The 17,963-nt window shown below is 46.4% G+C and carries 16 protein-coding genes and 1 other annotated feature; of the genes, 6 read left to right on the top strand and 10 right to left on the bottom strand.

Annotation, left to right across the window (positions count from 1 at the left end; genetic code table 11):
- Positions 1-72 precede the first annotated feature (72 nt).
- Positions 73-1,170, top strand: coding sequence for a M24 family metallopeptidase (locus KNP62_RS00565; RefSeq protein ID WP_214782181.1), 1,098 nt, complete (start codon positions 73-75; stop codon positions 1,168-1,170).
- 42 nt (positions 1,171-1,212) lie between these two features.
- On the opposite strand, the gene KNP62_RS00560 is transcribed toward KNP62_RS00565, so the two are convergent.
- Together KNP62_RS00560 and KNP62_RS00555 are read right to left on the bottom strand one after the other, a co-directional pair.
- Positions 1,213-1,935, bottom strand: coding sequence for a metallophosphoesterase family protein (locus KNP62_RS00560; protein ID WP_214782179.1), 723 nt, complete (start codon positions 1,933-1,935; stop codon positions 1,213-1,215).
- Positions 1,936-1,946: 11 nt separating this feature from the next.
- A complete protein-coding gene (locus KNP62_RS00555) occupies positions 1,947-2,672 on the bottom strand; it encodes an SDR family oxidoreductase (protein WP_214782177.1) in 726 nt (241 codons plus the stop codon).
- A gap of 183 nt (positions 2,673-2,855) precedes the next feature.
- On the opposite strand from KNP62_RS00555, the gene KNP62_RS00550 reads away from it, so the two are divergent.
- Positions 2,856-3,293 carry a universal stress protein gene (locus KNP62_RS00550; protein WP_012726732.1) on the top strand — a complete coding sequence of 146 codons (438 nt, stop codon included), beginning with the start codon at positions 2,856-2,858 and terminating at the stop codon, positions 3,291-3,293.
- A gap of 52 nt (positions 3,294-3,345) precedes the next feature.
- On the opposite strand, the gene KNP62_RS15625 is transcribed toward KNP62_RS00550, so the two are convergent.
- The 4 genes from KNP62_RS15625 to tpx all read right to left on the bottom strand — a co-directional run bounded on the left by KNP62_RS15625 (position 3,346) and on the right by tpx (position 7,131).
- Complete coding sequence (locus KNP62_RS15625) at positions 3,346-3,942, bottom strand: 3D domain-containing protein (protein ID WP_214693259.1); 597 nt, start codon at positions 3,940-3,942, stop codon at positions 3,346-3,348.
- 378 nt (positions 3,943-4,320) lie between these two features.
- Complete coding sequence (locus tag KNP62_RS00540) at positions 4,321-5,532, bottom strand: acetate kinase (protein WP_214693261.1); 1,212 nt, start codon at positions 5,530-5,532, stop codon at positions 4,321-4,323.
- 119 nt (positions 5,533-5,651) lie between these two features.
- On the bottom strand, positions 5,652-6,545 hold the full coding sequence (locus KNP62_RS00535) for a class I SAM-dependent methyltransferase (protein ID WP_214782175.1): 894 nt from the start codon (positions 6,543-6,545) through the stop codon (positions 5,652-5,654).
- A 97-nt stretch (positions 6,546-6,642) separates the two neighbouring features.
- Positions 6,643-7,131 (bottom strand): thiol peroxidase, encoded by a 489-nt coding sequence (tpx, locus tag KNP62_RS00530; protein WP_074033440.1) that lies wholly within the window; start codon positions 7,129-7,131, stop codon positions 6,643-6,645.
- A 149-nt stretch (positions 7,132-7,280) separates the two neighbouring features.
- Between tpx and KNP62_RS00525 the strand changes: the two genes are divergently transcribed.
- A complete protein-coding gene (locus KNP62_RS00525; protein WP_214694006.1) occupies positions 7,281-8,099 on the top strand; it encodes an NAD kinase in 819 nt (272 codons plus the stop codon).
- A 53-nt stretch (positions 8,100-8,152) separates the two neighbouring features.
- On the opposite strand, the gene KNP62_RS00520 is transcribed toward KNP62_RS00525, so the two are convergent.
- Both KNP62_RS00520 and ezrA read right to left on the bottom strand, forming a co-directional pair.
- The gene (locus tag KNP62_RS00520; RefSeq protein ID WP_214782173.1) at positions 8,153-9,724 is read right to left on the bottom strand and encodes an amidohydrolase; all 1,572 of its coding nucleotides are present in this window, start codon (positions 9,722-9,724) and stop codon (positions 8,153-8,155) included.
- Between the two features lie 74 nt (positions 9,725-9,798).
- Positions 9,799-11,529, bottom strand: a complete 1,731-nt coding sequence (ezrA, locus tag KNP62_RS00515; protein WP_214782172.1) for a septation ring formation regulator EzrA — start codon at positions 11,527-11,529, stop codon at positions 9,799-9,801.
- Positions 11,530-11,764: 235 nt separating this feature from the next.
- Here ezrA and KNP62_RS00510 point away from each other — a divergent pair, with 235 nt between their 5' ends.
- On the top strand, positions 11,765-12,247 hold the full coding sequence (locus KNP62_RS00510; protein ID WP_214782169.1) for a GAF domain-containing protein: 483 nt from the start codon (positions 11,765-11,767) through the stop codon (positions 12,245-12,247).
- A 222-nt stretch (positions 12,248-12,469) separates the two neighbouring features.
- A complete protein-coding gene (gene rpsD, locus KNP62_RS00505) occupies positions 12,470-13,069 on the top strand; it encodes a 30S ribosomal protein S4 (RefSeq protein ID WP_074033444.1) in 600 nt (199 codons plus the stop codon).
- 34 nt (positions 13,070-13,103) lie between these two features.
- On the opposite strand, the gene KNP62_RS00500 is transcribed toward rpsD, so the two are convergent.
- Positions 13,104-13,730, bottom strand: a complete 627-nt coding sequence (locus KNP62_RS00500; protein WP_214693273.1) for a GTP pyrophosphokinase — start codon at positions 13,728-13,730, stop codon at positions 13,104-13,106.
- 96 nt (positions 13,731-13,826) lie between these two features.
- On the bottom strand, positions 13,827-15,074 hold the full coding sequence (gene tyrS / locus KNP62_RS00495; RefSeq protein WP_214782166.1) for a tyrosine--tRNA ligase: 1,248 nt from the start codon (positions 15,072-15,074) through the stop codon (positions 13,827-13,829).
- Between the two features lie 47 nt (positions 15,075-15,121).
- Positions 15,122-15,319, bottom strand: a binding site (T-box leader).
- Positions 15,320-15,487: 168 nt separating this feature from the next.
- Here tyrS and KNP62_RS00490 point away from each other — a divergent pair.
- Entirely contained in the window at positions 15,488-17,941 is a 2,454-nt protein-coding gene (locus KNP62_RS00490) for a transglycosylase domain-containing protein (protein WP_214782163.1), read from the top strand.
- The last annotated feature ends 22 nt before the right edge of the window (positions 17,942-17,963 follow it).

The raw sequence follows: 17,963 nt of genomic DNA, 5'->3' as shown, positions 1-17,963 counted from the left end.
TTCCTTTCTGTTTTCGAAACAGCTATAATAGACGAGTAGTCAACGTAAGAGTGAGAAGGGAAGGGATTCATCTTGAATCAACGCACCAATCAAATTGCACAATCTTTAGCGACAAAAGGATTAGACGCAGCATTCGTCACGTCAAAGGCATCTGTATTTTACTTCTCGGGAGTATACGCAGAAGCACACGAGCGGCTGATTGCCATCCTCGTCCTAAAGAATGGGACAACTGCCATCATTTGTCCTGCCCTTGAAAAAGGAATTGTCGAAGCGAGTGACTGGACAGGTGAAATCGTGACGTACATGGACCACGAGAATCCGTGGGATAAGATCGTCAAGTTGTTCCTCGATAACCAAATCGTTCCTGAGCGTATCGGGATTGAAGGTGAGCATTTGACATTCAATCGTGTCGAGCAACTCCGCGCTGGTTTTGCAGGATTGTCGATTATCGATTTGACAGACGAACTCCAAACGTTACGTATGATCAAATCACCGGATGAAGTACGTACAATGAAACGTGCCGCTGAACTTGCAGACATGGCAATCGAAGCAGGAATTCGTTCACTTCGTGAAGGTGTAACCGAGCTCGAAGTCATCGCGGACATCGAATATGCAATGAAACAACAAGGCGTTCGTGAAATGTCATTCGACACACTCGTATTGTTCGGTGAAAACAGCGCTGACCCTCACGGTGTACCAGGCAACAACCGTTTGAAGAAAGGCGATTTCGCCTTGTTCGACCTCGGTGTCGTCTGGCAAGGGTATTGCTCGGATATCACTCGAACGGTCGTCTTCGGTGAAGCGAGTACGAAACAACGTGAAATTTACGAAACAGTATTACAAGCAGAAGAAGCAGCGATCGAGATGGCGAATGTCGGTACGACGCTCGGAGCGATCGATATCGCAGCCCGTCAAGTCATCACGTCTGCTGGATACGGTGAGTACTTCACGCACCGTATCGGTCATGGAATCGGAATCGAAGTTCATGAACATCCATCAATGGCGGCGAACAATGATATGACAGCTCAAGTCGGCATGACATTTACCGTCGAACCAGGTATTTATCTACCGGGTGTCGGCGGGGTCCGTATCGAAGATGACCTCGTCATGACGGAGAGCGGTCCGATTGCATTGACGAGTTATCCGAAAACACTTCAAGAGATCGTATAAGAAAAAGGTGGGGTCCAAGGACCTCACCTTTTTACGCACTCTTCAATAGAACAATCGGAACATGACGTCGCGTTGCGGAACTTCATAACGTTCCATTTTCTCTAGAAATATTCGTTTGTCATAAGGGACAGCCCGCAGATCAATCTGCATCCTTTTTTCCCCGTCTGACAAAATCGCGAACCGCGCAAGTTCATCTCGTGCGACACCGAGCGCACCCGGATTGACGTACCGCTTCTTCTCGTCTTCGAATAGGTGAACCGGGTGGTGATGCCCAAATAAGATGATATCCCCATCGTACTCTCCATACAACCGTTGCATGTTTTCAAGTGTCGGTTCGAGAATGTCATGGAACGGTTCATCAACGATGGTGGCTTGACGCTTTTCGCTCGGGATATGGTAATGGATACCGAACGCTTTCTGACTAGCCATCTCACTCGTAATCGTTCGTGGAAGAGACTCAAGAACATCCACATATCTAGAATCGAGATGACGTGCGACCCATTCGTGATGCGGTCGCGTATGCGCATAGCTTTCTGGGTGACCATGTCCGGATAGGAGCGAGACGACCGCTTCATCGTGATTACCTGAAATCATGTGTGCCCCGCGGTCAATCAATCGCTCCATGACCGCGTTTGAGTCTGGTCCCATCGCAATCATGTCACCAAGTGACCAGATCATGTCGACCTGCTCTGTATCTAACGCATGAAGGACTGCCTCTAGCGCCTCTAGATTTCCGTGAACGTCAGTCACAACGCCAATCTTCATCGCTCTCCCCCTCACTTTCGATACTGATGGACAACGTTGACCCCGCCGGTCACATCGATGACGGCGCCCGTAATCATATCTGATTCCTCATGTAATAGGAAGGAAATGAGTCGTGCGATATCCTCTCCAGTTCCGTGTCGTCCGACTGGAGTCCCTTCATCGATTTCCGCTTCCTCGATACGCATCTCTTTTTGAGATCCGACGATGTTTCCTGGATTGACCATATTTGCCGTAATCCCAAAAGGCGCTTCCTCAAGAGCGACCGATTTCGTCAAACTGACGAGTGCCGTTTTTGCTGCTGCGAACGCTGAACGGTGAATCCATCCGGGAGCTGATGCACTTTCCGGAAACCCGTATGAGATGATGCGCCCGAAACGATTCGAGCGCATCGAAGGAATCGCGCGACGCATCAACCAAAACGAGGCGGACAGGTTACCTGTCACCACTTCATCCCACTCTTCATCTGTCAATTCAACAAGCGGTTTCCGTTCAAAAATGTATGGACCCGCATTTAAAATCAAAGCATCCGGTTCACCAAACCGCTCGACCGCTTCCTCATAGGCCGAGAGCAGCTGTTTGCGATCCGTCAACCCTGCCTCGATCATATGTATCCGCTCATGTTTCCAATCAATCGGATTCCGCTGTAGAATACTGACGTGCCATCCATCTTGCAAAAGACGCTCTGTCACGACACGGCCAATCCCTTTCGCACCAGAAGTAATCATTACATGTTTCATCGTCCAACCTCCTCCGCCTTATTTTACCCGTTCTTTCACGTGAATTCCAAACTTGGACATGTCGTGAACAATTCCATGAAAAAATTCACTCCTTTTCATGACGAAAAAGCGTGAAATTCGAAAGAAGTGGTATACTATATATGTAAGCCGAACGTATATTTCGAGCGAAAGGTTGGGATTTACATGGCAATTGTATACAAACACATTCTATCTGCCGTTGACGGCTCTAAAGAGGCGGAACGTGCATTCGAAACTGCAATCGATGTCGCTATTCGTAACGAAGGGAAACTTTATGTAGGTCACGTGATTGACACGCGTACATTTGCGACAGTTGAAGCCTACGATCGGACGATTACGGAACGCGCAGAAACGTATGCCAAAGAGTTACTCGAAGACTATGTGAACCGCGCGAAAGAACGTGGCGTGAAAGAAGTCGAGACCGTGATCGAATACGGTTCTCCAAAAGTGACAATCGCTAAAAAGATTGCTCCTAACCATGATATTGATCTTATTATTTGTGGCGCGACTGGGTTGAACGCTGTCGAACGCTTCTTTATCGGAAGTGTTTCAGAAAGCATCGTCCGCTATGCGAAGTGCGACGTGCTCATCGTCCGTCAATAATCATTTATTCTCGAAAAAGGGGTCTTGCGCAATCGCAAGACCCCTTTCTTTATTACAACACCTTGACCGTAACCGTTTTACGACCGAATTGAATCGCCGCACTGTGCGAATACATTAAGATGTCGATTTTATTTCCTTTGATGGCGCCGCCAGTATCTGCAGCCGTATACGTTCCTAACAATTTGCTTCCTACGTATACTTGAACTTTCGTTCCAAGTGGAATGACACGCGGGTCGACCGCAATCACATTACGTTTTTGTTTACGAACGTCCCAACCAAGAGCCGTCTTTCCTGAACAACCTTTGCAATAAGGTGTATACGCCGACGCTTTCATCGTGTACGTTTTGCCCACAGACTGTTTCTTCGCTCCTGTTGTCGTGACATAACTTGTCGCAACCCATGCTTTTTTCTTTTTATAATAAACTTGTGTCCAGGCTCCTTTTGAACCTAAACGTTGCAATTTTTGACCTTTGTTTAACTTACCTAAAATTTTTGTACCCATTCGTGCATCTGAACGGATATTTAAATCGTTCACTTTACTGACGACATAAACTTTATTTGAAGAGGCAGCTTGCACTTGCGATTGTGGCAGGAAAAGCGTTGAAACTAAAATCGTAATTAGCATCATCCATCCTAACTTTTTAAGCATGCAATCGTTCCTCCCTTAGTTCAAATCGTGTCATCGATGATTTGTACATCGAATGTTTCGTCCAGATAACTATATGATGAAATATGTAGCAGTGCCGTTACACTTACAGTTCATTTGAATGTCACGAACGTTACAACTTGATGTCAAAACAACCGATTATTTGCTTTAAATTGCACCTTTGAAACGAAGTAGAGATATTTATATAAATACTCATCCAATATATGGTTCTTTCATGACTCAAATGTTACAAAATGATATAAAACATGCAGCTAATGTTACAAAGCGAAAAATCATTAGTCCCATTCATTCTCTAGCACGTTAGGAAAAAAGGCTCAAAAAAACCCACGTTACGCAAAGTAACGTGGGTTTGAGTGATTCTTATGCGTGCTCTTCAACGAGGTTTGCAATGCGAACCGTATCGCGCGCGATGACCAATTCTTCGTTCGTCGGGATGATGATGACCTTAACTGGTGAGTGTGGGTAGTTGATGAACAACTCTTTGCCTCGTGCACCATTGTTAAGTGAAGGATCCCAGTAGACGCCCATGAATTCGAGACCACGGAGGATACGCTCACGGATGACATCCGAGTTTTCACCGACACCCGCCGTGAAGATGATGGCGTCGACACCATTCATTTCAGCGGCATATTGACCGATGTAACCGTGAATACGGTTTGAGAAGATTTTGAGAGATACTTCTGCACGGTGGTTTCCTTCTGCAGCCGCTTGCTCGATGTCACGTAAGTCACTTGAAATACCAGAGAGACCGTAAACACCAGACTCTTTGTTCATGACGTTCAAGACGTCTTCAGCAGACTTCCCTGTTTTTTGCATCAAAAATGGGATAAGGGCTGGGTCAAGCGAACCTGAGCGAGTTCCCATCGTAATTCCTTCAAGCGGTGTGAAGCCCATTGTTGTATCGATCGAACGACCACCTGCAACGGCTGCGATTGACGCACCGCTACCGAGGTGACATGAGATTAAACGCAAGTCTTCGAGCGGACGACCGAGAAGTTCTGCTGCACGTTGTGTCACATACTTGTGGCTCGTCCCGTGGAAACCATATTTACGTACACCGTGCTCTGTATAGTATTCATACGGAAGACTGTACAAGAAGTTCTCTTCTGGCATCGATTGGTGGAATGCCGTGTCGAATACCGCAACTTGTGGAACGTTTGGCAAGATTGCTTGGAAAGCACGAATCCCAGTCAAGTTTGGTGGGATGTGAAGTGGTCCGAGCTCTGTGAAAGACTCGATGTTCTTCATGACTTCGTCATCGATCACAACCGAATCCGCATACAACTCTTTCCCGTGTAACACACGGTGACCTACGCCAGAAATCTCATCGAACGATTGAATGATATCAAGTTCGATCAGTTTCTCTAACGTCAATTCAACCGCTTCTTTGTGCGTGTGAAGTGGTGTGACCACGTTGAACTTCTGTCCTTCACCGTACTTGATTGTAAAAATTGCATCTTCTTTCCCTACACGCTCAACCAATCCAACTGCGAGCAACTCTTCCGTTGGCATCTCGAGTAACTGGAACTTGAGCGATGAACTACCAGCATTGACTGCCATAATTTTCGTCATGTCATACACCTCTTACCTTTCGTTTTAAACGCGTTTCTTTATCTGTTCAATTTAAAACTGATAACTGTATCATAATGAAGATACTTGATTTTGAATACCTTTTTCAAGTATTTTGTCTATTATTTTTGCGTTGTTTTGAACCAATCATCAATCTGTTTCACTACATTGGCAACAGCTCGAACGTCTGTGAACGACGGAAGCTCAACGAATAAGGCTTGTTTCGGGCGTGTGACGCCTTCCCCTACTTTTTGTAGAAGCAACAAACTTTTTGCATAGCGTTCATCTTTGAACATCGTCGTCGGAAGTTGGATCACACCTTTGACAACCGCTTCACGGTCCATCCATTGTTTTAATTTCCCTTCATCATCTTGTTCAAACAAATTGTTCGGAATGACGAACAATCCGTGTCCACCTGGTTTCGTATGGCGGATCGCTTGTTCCATCATCAAGAAATGAGAATAGGCATGCCCTTCATTACGTTTCATGTCGTATTCGACCGCGACTTCATCATTTGGGTAGTAACCGATCGGTAAATCCGCAAGTGACAAATCACTCGGTTCGACAAACAACGGGGCGAGCGCGTCTTGATGGAAGTATGAAACCGGCTCTCCTAATAAATTGCTGATCGAATAAGAGAGACGAAGCAACAATTCATCGACTTCGACCGCTTGTGCCGTTGCTTCTTTCAATTGCGAGAGGACCGCATGTGTCAATGTGCCTGTTCCGCTCCCAAGATCGAGAATCGTCGCACCATCTTTAAGGAGCTTCGTTGCCAAGTAGCCCATGAACAAACTGACCGCATCCGGAGTCGGTTGGTTGTTCGGTGGGAGTTGCGTCGTTTCTTCAAGCACGAGTAGACTGACAGCTTTCCGCACGTCATCCATCTTCTCATTTTCGATGTCGACATGGTCAAACACTTGTACTAGTGCCTCAATCGGTAATACATCAAGGTCGTTGACAAGTTTTTTCGCTTCTTTCTTCCAATCACGATACAGTTGTTCAAAACGTTCCATTTTCGTTCATCCTTTCCATACAAAACCGGCCCCCCATAAGAGGACCGGTCGGTTCACGTACTAGTGTAAGCTATTTTAATCAATTTCGCCAAACGAATCAATTCGCTTGTTCGAATGCCTGAAGCGCTGCTTCGAAATCGACTTCGTCCGTCATTTCATCCATATATTGAACGTACTGGACGACACCGTTTGAATCGACGACGAACACAGAACGAGCGAGAAGACGCATTTCTTCAATTAATACGCCGTACGCTTTCGCAAATGATAGATCACGGTGATCAGAGAGTGTGACCACGTTGTCTAGACCTGAAGCCGAGCACCAACGACGTTGTGCGAATGGGAGGTCGTTCGACACAGTCAAGACCGTTCCGCCAAGTGATGATGCTTTCTCATTGAATTCACGCGTTTGTGCGTCACATACGCCTGTATCAATTGAAGGAATGACACTGATTAATTTTTTCCCCGGATAACTTGCTAATGTCACTTCTTCTAAAGCTGTCGTCAACACTTGGAAGTCAGGAGCTTGGTCTCCCACTTTTACTGGATTTCCTTGTAATGTCACGTTGTTCCCTTTAAATGTTGGCATGAACTCATCCCCTTTGTTGTAGTTACCTTCTCATCATATCGATGAAATTGAGCCTTTGACAAACTTCCTGCTTTTGGCTCTGTTTCAGTTTTCCCTATATTGGTTGAAGGAAACACGTTATAATAAAGGGGACACCATTGACAAAGGGGATGACTCAGATGAGAAATAACGTCTATTTGTACCATCGTAACGTCAACGAATTCACGAAAGAAGTGAAAAAGCTAAAAGAAATCGGGGAAAAACACGGGTTTAACATCGTCAATCAACCAGAAGATGCGAATATTATCGCTGCGGTTGGTGGAGACGGTGCCTTTTTACAGGCTGTTCGCTATACAGGTTTTCGTCAGGATGCTATCTACGTCGGATTCGGCCGCGGATTGAACGAGTTTTATTGTGACTTTGACATACATAAACTCGATGAAGTCGACCGCCTCTTCTCTGACAACTCGACGCGAATCGAAGAAGGTCTCGAAGTACGCAAATATCCACTTCTCTCCGCATCGATCAACGAATCGACACCGCTTCTTTGTTTAAATGAAGCTTCCATTAAATCGAGTATCATCAAATCACTCGCGATCGAGGTCTATATCGACGACTTGCACTTTGAGACATTCCGTGGGGACGGAATGGTCGTGTCGACTCCGACCGGTTCGACTGCTTATAACAAATCGTTGAGCGGCGCGGTCGTCGACCCACTCATCCCATGTATGCAAGTCAGCGAGATCGCTTCGGTCAACAACAACCGTTATCGTACCCTCGGCTCATCGTTTATCGTCCACGAATCGCGCAAGTTATCGCTTCGCATCGTCGAGGACGGAAACGATTACCCGATCATCGGTATGGATAACGAAGCACTCAGCTTGAAGTACACTGATCGGATTGACATCGAACTTTCTGATAAAGTCATCAAGACCGTCAAACTTCGGACGAACTCGTTCTGGCATAAAGTACAACGTTCATTCTTCTAATCAAGAAGAGGAGCCGGTTGACCCTAATTGAGATCAATTGGCTCCTCTTTTATTTACGATGTGACGACTTCCGCCTCATATACCGGTTTTCCTTCGACAACCGTCATGACTAAACGATTGTGAAGAATCTCCTCCCCTTGTAATTGGAAGAAGTCCTCGTCCCACACGGTGAAGTTCGCGTTGTAACTTTGAATTAACAACCCGTTTCTTCCGTGAGTACCGGTTGCGACATGAGGTGAATACGTGAAGCTGCGAAGTGCCTCATACATCGATAAACGTTCACTCGGGTTTAACGTGCCCGAACCTTTAAACGACTGTCTCGCTACCGCTCCGAACAACCCTTTCCGAACATCGACGGATGAAATCGGGGCATCACTTCCCCCGAGCAACAACGCTCCCGTATCAAGAAGTGACTTGAAGCGATACACATCATGAGCGCGTTCATTCCCTAACCGTTCAAACAACATATCTAAGTCGTCAGAAAGAAAGACCGGTTGCGCATCGATTAGAACAGGCAGGGATTTGATACGCTTGATCAGTGAATCGTTCAACAAGGAAGCATGGATAATCCGGTCCCGCGTTCCTTTTTTAGCTGGATATTTCTCAAGCAGACTGACAAACTGTTCGACGGCCGCATCCCCAATCACGTGAGCCGCCACGTTCATCCCGTACGTACGCGCCTTTTTCACAAGCGCTTCTAGATGATCCGGCCGATGTACTTCGATACCACGCTGAGCCAGGTCATCAGCATACGGTGCTGAGAGCAGTGCTGTCCGCCCCCCGAACGAGCCGTCTACGAACAGTTTCATCGCCCCAAAGTCAAACCGTTTCCGTTTTGTCATCGCATCATGTTGAATGACACGGTCCACCACTTGTTCATGAACGAGAAGATGCGCTTGGAACGGTAATTCATCTAGCACGTCCTCATACGCTTGAATCGTCTCTAACGGGTCACCATGATAAAACAAGTCCTCGGTGTGGGCACCAACAATCCCGTGTGCGAACAACGAATCGATGGCACGTCGGAGTGAGGCAGCATTTTTCTTTCGATTGCCACTCAATTCTTTATATAAGAGGTCGAGCGCGGCATCATACAGGACACCATTCAACTTTCCTTCCTCGTCCCGGCCGAGTTTCCCGCCTTCGATAACCGTGTGATGAATCAGGCCGAGGCGCTCGAGTCCTTTCGAGTTCACGACCGCCACATGACGGCAGACACGCTTCAAGACGACGGGACGATCCGAGATGACGTCATCAATCATGTCTCGCGTCGGCATTTCACCGAGTAGTCGATCATCAAATCCCTCTGCGACCACCCAATCATCATCTGAACCTTGTTGTTTCATCGTTTCAAGTAATTCTCGAAGGTTGGTTGCCTCGCTTGCATCGACACGATCTAACGCTTCTCCGTAACCGACAAGGTGAATGTGTGAGTCTGTGAAGGCAGGATAGACACTCTTTCCTTCTAAGTTCACAATCTCTTCAATCCGACCGGCGTATGTACGACGGAGATGACCCTCTTCGCCCATTTTTAAGATACGTCCATGCTCCACGAACATGGCCCGCATCATTTCACCCGGTTTATTCAACGTATAGATGTTTCCATTAACCCATAACGTACCCATCTGACGATTCCTCCTTGATTGAAAAAAGATTGACGTCTACGTTTTTCCCGTTTCCGTCAATCTTCATGCATCGTTTATTTTTTTAGCAGTTCTTGCTGTTCTAACCCTTGATCGACGCGTCGACGAATCTCATGCGCGCCATCTTCTTCGAAGCGGCCGAGCACACGCTCACCGATTTCAACGGCAGTACCATACTCCCCGTGTAGAAACTTGTTCTCTGCAAGCGTCAAAGCGATGTGTACTTCGTTGTCACGACGACGGAATCGGTTGGCGTATTGTAACAACTGTTCAGCATACGTCACTTGACGAATAAGCGCATGGACACGGTCGCGGAAGTGATCCATCATTTCTTCTACATCATGACTGAGTCCGACGATATAGGTCATATTGAATGGCGCTTTATCGAACTGTTCATCTAGAGACTGGACGCCTTTTTGAAGTTGACGTAAGTCGTTGGATAAATCGTTTGGGACGACAGGCATCGCGCTTTTCGCCAAAAGGCGGCGGTGCGCAGACAATTCTTTCTTCCACGTTTCGAGCTTATGTCGTACTTCGAGTTCTTCTTTACGTAACGAATTCGTGTCCTCGATGAATCGCTCATGCATGGCATTGAATTGATCGAGCGAACGTTTCGCTTCTTGGACTTTCGATTTAATCATGCTATACGGCAACATTTGGGCGACGAGCGCTTGCTCGATATCAAGTACATTCGCCGTGAGCGTCGTCCGTTCGCGTTCTAACTGTTCAAACTCCTCGCCGACGCGAGCGTTAATCTCATAGTTACTGACGAGTCGAGACATTTCTGTTTGCAGGTTGCCCATGATTTCGGAAGACTGACGTTCACGCTCCTGAATCGTCGCAAATTCCTTCTTCACATATTGGCGTGCATCGACTTCCGTTCGGAACGCTTCAAACAGCTGGTCGATATCGGAACTCAACTGTTGCATGTCCTCTTCGAAATGATCAAATTCCAATCGTTCGATGCGAGCCATCAGTTCCTCACGACGTTCTTCCGCTTGATCGATTTCTTCCATTAATCCGAGCGGTTCGAGCGCATACCCGTCCATCTGCATTTCTTTATGTCCAGCCCGTAACTGTTGAAGTTGTTGTTTCAACTCCACTTGGACCGTACGTACGAATTGCGGAATGATCCGAATCAATTCACGGATATGACCGACTTGGTCCGATAGGGATTGTCCAGTCTCGAACGCCTCAGAGACTTGACCGACTTGTTTCAAGTTGATCATTTCACTGCGCTTCGCCTCAGCGGCGGCAATCTCTTGCTCGACAAGCGCATACGTCGGGCCGAACGCATGATTTTGTGAATTCAATGTTTTGCGGAACTGATACAATTCTTTCTCGTCTTGCTTCACGATGTCCATGAGCGAAGTGTGGTGTGTCGTGAACTCATCCATCTCATCGAGCATGGCGTGTACCATCGTCTCGAGTTCTTCGATAAGTTGTTCTGTCGCATTCAAGTCCGCCTTCACTTTCATAAAGCGATATTTGTCCAAGTCTTCCTCGGCTCGGTATAGCGCTTCATCGATTTGACCTGCATGCACACTGACCAACTCATCCCAAGATTGATGCCAACGATCGAACTTTTCTTTCGTTTCCCCTTCCATTGGCCATTGCTTGAACTTCTGAAGTTCAACCGGGATGCTCGCGCTGAGCACACTCTGTTTCCTCATATCTAAGTCATCGATTTTTTGGTAAAAATTCCTTCGAATGAGCATACTCCCCAACATGCCGCCTAATACGACGACGATGATTCCAATGATTAACCCATAAATTCCGTAATCCATCTTTGTCACAACCTCCAAGCCGCTTTCGTGGACTTATGTACCTTATATAAAAAAGAAGTATTTTATAAGAATAGATATACCTAATCATATTATAGAACCAATGATTTGCATAGGTTTTCCAATGGTTTCAGTGGAGATTGTTCATTTTTTCTGAACTTTCACGCAAGACAAATCCGAAATTAGCGTGTACCATAATGCTAAATTCTAAAAACAAGAAAGATGGAGGGGATTCAATATGTTCCAAACAACATCCTATTCAGGTGATTTAGCTGCCGGTTACGATCTATTAAATAAACAACTCGCTGCTCTATTAGAAGGCGAAACAAATGCGGTCGCCAACCTTGCCAACGCAAGTGCTTTACTGAACCAATTTTTAGATCGAATCAACTGGGTCGGTTTTTATGTGACAGACTCTGAGGACAGCCTCATTCTCGGTCCTTTCCAAGGTCTTCCAGCTTGCGTGCATATCGCATTCGGAAAAGGCGTTTGTGGAACAGCGGCAGCCACTCAAGAAACGCAACTCGTCGCTGACGTTCATCAATTCCCAGGACATATTGCGTGTGACGCGGCTTCAAACTCTGAAATCGTTGTACCACTCGTACGGGATGGGAAGACAATCGGTGTCCTCGATATCGACAGTCCAGAATTCGATCGTTTCTCCGAAGTCGATCGTGTTGGACTCGAACGTTTTTGTGAGACGCTACTTCGCTTTATTTGATTGACAAGCATTTACTTTCATCGTATACTCATTTTTGTGCATGAAATGACGATAGCAGTCATAGACAAACGTATCCACCTTTCGGGCCTCGACTTAGTCGGAGGGGCATCTCGTAGCTTCGCTATCAAGTGAAGGTGCTTGCACCTTGAAAGGGGCGTTACTCGTCTTTGACACCGTTGTTCTTTTGTGCAAAATACATGAACAACAAGGAGGAGTCCAATCATGGCTCGTTACACAGGTCCAGCTTGGAAACTCTCGCGTCGCTTAGGCATCTCGCTTAGCGAAACGGGTAAAGAATTAGTAAAACGTCCTTACGCACCAGGTCAACACGGAAATGGTCGTAAGAAAATCTCAGAATACGGTCTTCAGCTTCAAGCGAAGCAAGCACTTCGTCACATGTATGGAGTGAACGAGAAGCAATTCCGCCGCATCTTCAACGATGCTGGTAAAATGCCAGGCATCCACGGTGAGAACTTCATGTTCTTGCTCGAATCACGCCTTGACAACCTCGTTTACCGTTTCGGTCTCGCTCGCACACGTCGTGGAGCACGCCAACTCGTCAACCACGGTCACATCACAGTTGACGGATCACGCGTAGACATCGCGTCTTACCGCGTAAAACCAGGTCAAGTTATCGCAGTTCGCGAAAAGTCGAAAAACGTGAAAGCAATCGCTGAAGCTCTTGAAGTAGCACCAGCTACAAAAGACTTCGTATCGTTTGACGCTGAGAAACTCGAAGGTACATTCGTACGTCTCCCAGAACGCGCTGAACTCAACGACCAAATCAAAGAGCAACTTATCGTCGAGTACTACTCACGTTAATGCTTTTAATCCCCTTCTTTGCGAAGGGGATTTTTTATTTCTTTAAGATTTCTTGTCGTATACGACCCATCTGCGTATCGAGGGCATCGGCCATCCGTGACGCTTCAATGAGTTCCTCTTTCGACGACTCCGGTACCTCGTGCTGATATTTATATTGAAGTTTATGTTCCGTAGCCGCCCAAAAATCCATGGCAAGCGTACGAATTTGAATTTCAGCCGGTACCCAGATGATCCGCTCGGCCAAATAGACTTTTGTCTTCACGATGAGATGTAAACTCCGATACCCGCTCGGCTTCGGATGTTCGATGTAATCTTTAATTTCGATGATGTCCAAATCATCCCGTGCCTCTAAATGACGCAAGATCTCATAAATGTCATCACGGAAGCTCGTGACAATCCGAATCCCCGCCACATCATGGACGTGTTCCCAAAGTGCAGACACCTCTAGAGGTAAGTCTTTCCGCTTCATTTTGCGCACGATGGACGGTAACGTCTTCATTCTCGTCTTCACGTGTTCAATCGGTGAATAACCGAGTCGCGTCTGCCAATCCAAGTCAATGATCCCGAGATCGCTCTCGAGCTCCGTGATCGCCATTTCATAATATCGAAAGTGTTCGCGCCATTGATGGAACTGGTCGCCGAAAAATTCTTCAATCTCCATCGTCATCCCTCCTATCTCCTTATTTTATCAAATCCGAATAACATAGAATGTACAAAAAACGTCCATTCCCCAACAAATGAGGAACGGACGTAATGATTATACGTGACGAATCACAAAGTACTTTTTCTTACCGCGACGAATGATTGTGAATTCACCGAGCGTGTCTTCGCGCGTGACGACTTTATCAAGCGCTTGTTCGCGTCCGCCGTTCAAGTAAATCGCTCCGTTCGTCACATCTTCACGTGCCTGACGTTTCGATGGTGAGATCTTCGCCTCGACGAGGAGGTCGACGATGTTGCGCTCACCGTCAAGCTCGAATTGTGGCATTCCTTTGAAAGCATCTTCCATATCTTCTGGTTGAAGCGACGTCAAATCTCCGCTAAAGAATGCTGTCGTGATGCGTTCCGCTTGTTCAAGTCCTGCTTCACCATGGACGAGCTTCGTCATCTCTTCTGCGAGACGGCGCTGCGCCACACGCTTCTCAGGTGCTTCTGCCACTTCAGTTGCAAGTGCTTCAATCTCTTCATGCGACATGAATGTGAAGTATTTGATGAACTTGATGACATCTGCATCGTCGACGTTGATCCAGAACTGGTAGAACTCGTAAGGTGACGTCTTGTCAGCGTCTAACCAGACCGCACCGCCAGCTGTCTTCCCGAACTTTTGTCCGTCCGACTTTGTGACGAGCGGAACGGTGAGACCGAACGCTTTTTCTGAATGGCCGAAGCGACGAATCAATTCAAGACCTGCCGTGATGTTCCCCCATTGGTCACTTCCACCGACTTGAAGACGACATTTCTCTGTCTCGTATAGTTTTAAGAAGTCGTATGATTGAAGCAACATGTATGAGAATTCTGTGTATGAAATTCCGTTCTCCAAGCGTGAATCGACAGAATCTTTCGCAAGCATGTAACTGATTGGGAAGTGCTTCCCGATGTCGCGAAGGAAATCGATGATGGACATCTCTTCCGTCCATTCGTAGTTGTTGCGAATCGTAATCGGGTTCTCCCCTTCAAGTGGAAGGAATCGGCTCAACTGATCTTTGATGCGGTCCGAGAAGAGTTTGACCGTATCTAACGTGTTCAATGAACGTTCATCCGAACGACCTGACGGGTCTCCAATCATACCTGTCGCCCCACCGACGAGCGCGATGACCTGGTGACCTGCTTGTTGGAAACGTTTCAGCGTCAAAATCGGGAGCAAGTGCCCGATATGAAGCGAGTCAGCTGTCGGGTCAAATCCCGTGTACAACGTCGTTGGTTGTTTCAGTTGTTCTTTCAATCCTTCTTCATCTGTCATTTGGTTGACAAGCCCTCGAAACTCTAAGTCTTTTAATAGTTCCATCTGTTCCACTCCTTCAATTGACATAAAAAAACGTCCCTTCTCATATGAGAAGGGACGGAGATTCCGCGGTACCACCCTACTTGTCGCAATTTGCGACCGCTTGAGCGAGAGATAACGGTCTCGAACCGGCCTAAAGGCACGCTCTGAAAGTGTAATTCATCGTTTGGCATTGGCTAGTTCACAGCAACCACTAGCTTTCTGGACAAGAGACCCACCGACTACTTCGCTTTCTTCATCGCGTCATGATATCGTTGACTATGCTATTCATTTTATAAGCATCGTTTTCAACTTGTCAACTCCCATAATGAAACTTGCACGAGACTTCGGTTTCAAGGTAAGGTGTAGGTTGAATTGTGCTATAATCGAATATATTACTGTCTAAAATAGTTTTACACCATATTAAGGAGGCTGTCATGCTGCAGAAGATTCGAGACTTATGGAATAATCCGACGTCCATGAAAACACGTCGCTATGCCAATGTGATCTATGATGTGTCGTGGAACGTCTTACTCCTCACCATCATTTCTGTTGTACTAATCGGATTTTTAGGTGCCGGAATCGGTGTCGGATATTTCGCATCCCTTGTCAAAGATATGCCGACCCCTGCCTATAAAACGATGACGTCACAAATCAATACGTACACGTCGACGTCAAATATTTATTTCGGGAGCGGAGAACGGATCGGGAACTATACGACCGATGAAGTCCGAGTTCCAATCCCTATGGAAAAAGTATCACCCTATGTGGTCGATGCGCTTCTCGCGACTGAGGACGTTGAATTCTATGAACACGATGGAGTCGTGCCGAAAGCGACGCTCCGTGCCATCTTACAAGAAGCGACAGGGTCTGAAGATCGTACAGGTGGTTCGACCTTGACGCAACAATTGATTAAAAACCAAATGCTGACGAACGAAGTATCGTTCGAACGGAAAGCAAAAGAAATCCTACTTGCCCTTCGTCTTGAAAAAGCAATGGATAAGGATGAGATTTTAAATGCCTACCTAAACGTCGTCTCATTCGGTCGTAACTCGATGGGACGTAACATTTCAGGAATCGAAGCCGCCGCAAACGGCGTCTTCAACACATCTGCCGAGAAATTGACGCTTCCACAAGCAGCATTTTTAGCAGGTATTCCAAAAAACCCATTCTTCTATACGCCTTACTATCAAGGTGGGGTCATTAAAGAAGATGTGTCAGGTGCGGTCAACCGAATGAAGACCGTTTTGAATCGGATGTATGTCGCTGGGAAGATTACACAAGAAGAGTATGACGCAGCGTATAACTACGACATTACACAAGACTTCATGAAGACGCAGTCGAAACCACGGGATAAGTATCCGTACGTCGTGCAGTGGGCGGAAGATGAGGCTCGCTTGATTGTACGTGATCACTTATTGGCACAAGACGGGGTAGACGTCAGCGAACTGAACGCCGAGGACCGACAAGAAGTACTCAGTACGTATGCTCGTCGTGCGCATAACGCCCTTCGTCAGGGTGGTTACAACATCAAGTTGACGCTAGATAAAGGGATTTATGAGGCAATGCAAAAACCAGCGAAAAACGATGGAAACTTTGGTCCAAACAATGTAAAAGACCCTGAAAATGGACCAGAACAAACATCGTCAATCATGCTTGAAAATAAAACCGGAAAAATTCTTGGTTTTGTTGGTGGACGCTATATAAATGGTAAGACAGATGATTTTAACCGCGCTCACCAAATGGAACGCCAAATCGGTTCTACTGCGAAATCAATCCTTGTATATCCAAACGCAATAGAACAAGGATTAGTCACGCCAGCAACAGTTGTCGTGGACGAAGAATATAAGTACCAACACGGATCTGAACCAAATACAGTTTCTGTCGGTAACTACTATTTTAATCCCCCTTATCGCGGTGCGATGACTGTACGAGAAGCACTCAAAATTTCAAGTAACGTACCTGCCGTTAAAATTTATGAAGAACGGGCTGCCTTTAGACAAGATACTGAGAAGCTGATTCAAATGGGTATCGATGTACCTGAAGAAATGCGTGATGCTCCGTCAATGGCACTTGGTGTTAACTCAGTAAAGCTTAAAGACCTTGCTTCTGGTTATGCCATGCTTGCAAACCTTGGTGAACACGTTGAACCTTACATTGTTGAGAGTGTCGAGTATCAGGGCGAAGTCATTTACCAACATGAACAGAAAAAGACAAGAATTTATCAAGACCGAACTGCTTATCTCGTTGTTGATATGCTTCGGGATGTCTTCAAATCAGGTACCGCAACGTACGCAAATTCATTGTTAAACGTACCAGGAGACTGGATGGGTAAAACTGGGACAACACAGGATGTACGAGATTCTTACTTTGTTGGTTCGACTCCAGGTATCACACTCGCAGTGTGGACAGGATACGACCAAGAAGCTAGATTAAATGAAAAGTATCCATATGGTGGAGCTTATCAACGTACACAGAATATGTGGTCGCAACTTATCAATAATGCATATGGTGCAAATCCTGAAGTATTTGAAACCAACGCTCGTTATAAACAACCTTCTAGCGTAACTGCGAAAGACTTCAAAGACTCCGGTTCATTCTCTGAGAAGAAGAAAGTAGAAGAGAAAGAAAAAGAAGAGGAAGAGAAGAAGAAGGAAGAAGAAGAGAAGAAACGAGAGGCGGAGGAAGCGAAGGAAGAGGCTGAAGAGAAGAAACAAGAAGCCGCTGCCGATGCTGCCGCTAAGAAAAAAGCTGAAGAAGAAGCTAGAGCTAAAGCCGAAGCCGAGGCAAAGAAAAAAGCCGAGGAAGAAGCGAAGAAGAAAGCTGAAGAAGAGGCACAACAAGAAGCTGAGCCACCAGCTGAAGAGAATGCCGATTCGGACGGTGCATAAACAAACGGTCGACACATTGCGT

Origin of the sequence: Exiguobacterium sp. s183, from assembly GCF_018617655.1 — a bacterium.
Classification (GTDB): domain Bacteria; phylum Bacillota; class Bacilli; order Exiguobacteriales; family Exiguobacteriaceae; genus Exiguobacterium; species Exiguobacterium aestuarii_A.
The sequence above is the reverse complement of the archived record's forward strand: the minus strand, read 5'-3'. Positions and strand labels throughout refer to the sequence as shown.

What these genes read in the sequence shown, in the direction of transcription:
- KNP62_RS00560 (WP_214782179.1), bottom strand. Translation starts at nt 1,935, where the DNA reads ATGAAGATTGGCGTTGTGACTGACGTTCACGGAAATCTAGAGGCGCTA.
- KNP62_RS00555 (WP_214782177.1), bottom strand. Translation starts at nt 2,672, where the DNA reads ATGAAACATGTAATGATTACTTCTGGTGCGAAAGGGATTGGCCGTGTC.
- KNP62_RS00550 (WP_012726732.1), top strand. Translation starts at nt 2,856, where the DNA reads ATGGCAATTGTATACAAACACATTCTATCTGCCGTTGACGGCTCTAAA.
- KNP62_RS15625 (WP_214693259.1), bottom strand. Translation starts at nt 3,942, where the DNA reads ATGCTTAAAAAGTTAGGATGGATGATGCTAATTACGATTTTAGTTTCA.
- KNP62_RS00540 (WP_214693261.1), bottom strand. Translation starts at nt 5,532, where the DNA reads ATGACGAAAATTATGGCAGTCAATGCTGGTAGTTCATCGCTCAAGTTC.
- KNP62_RS00535 (WP_214782175.1), bottom strand. Translation starts at nt 6,545, where the DNA reads ATGGAACGTTTTGAACAACTGTATCGTGATTGGAAGAAAGAAGCGAAA.
- tpx (WP_074033440.1), bottom strand. Translation starts at nt 7,131, where the DNA reads ATGCCAACATTTAAAGGGAACAACGTGACATTACAAGGAAATCCAGTA.
- KNP62_RS00525 (WP_214694006.1), top strand. Translation starts at nt 7,281, where the DNA reads ATGACTCAGATGAGAAATAACGTCTATTTGTACCATCGTAACGTCAAC.
- KNP62_RS00520 (WP_214782173.1), bottom strand. Translation starts at nt 9,724, where the DNA reads ATGGGTACGTTATGGGTTAATGGAAACATCTATACGTTGAATAAACCG.
- ezrA (WP_214782172.1), bottom strand. Translation starts at nt 11,529, where the DNA reads ATGGATTACGGAATTTATGGGTTAATCATTGGAATCATCGTCGTCGTA.
- KNP62_RS00510 (WP_214782169.1), top strand. Translation starts at nt 11,765, where the DNA reads ATGTTCCAAACAACATCCTATTCAGGTGATTTAGCTGCCGGTTACGAT.
- rpsD (WP_074033444.1), top strand. Translation starts at nt 12,470, where the DNA reads ATGGCTCGTTACACAGGTCCAGCTTGGAAACTCTCGCGTCGCTTAGGC.
- KNP62_RS00500 (WP_214693273.1), bottom strand. Translation starts at nt 13,730, where the DNA reads ATGGAGATTGAAGAATTTTTCGGCGACCAGTTCCATCAATGGCGCGAA.
- tyrS (WP_214782166.1), bottom strand. Translation starts at nt 15,074, where the DNA reads ATGGAACTATTAAAAGACTTAGAGTTTCGAGGGCTTGTCAACCAAATG.
- KNP62_RS00490 (WP_214782163.1), top strand. Translation starts at nt 15,488, where the DNA reads ATGCTGCAGAAGATTCGAGACTTATGGAATAATCCGACGTCCATGAAA.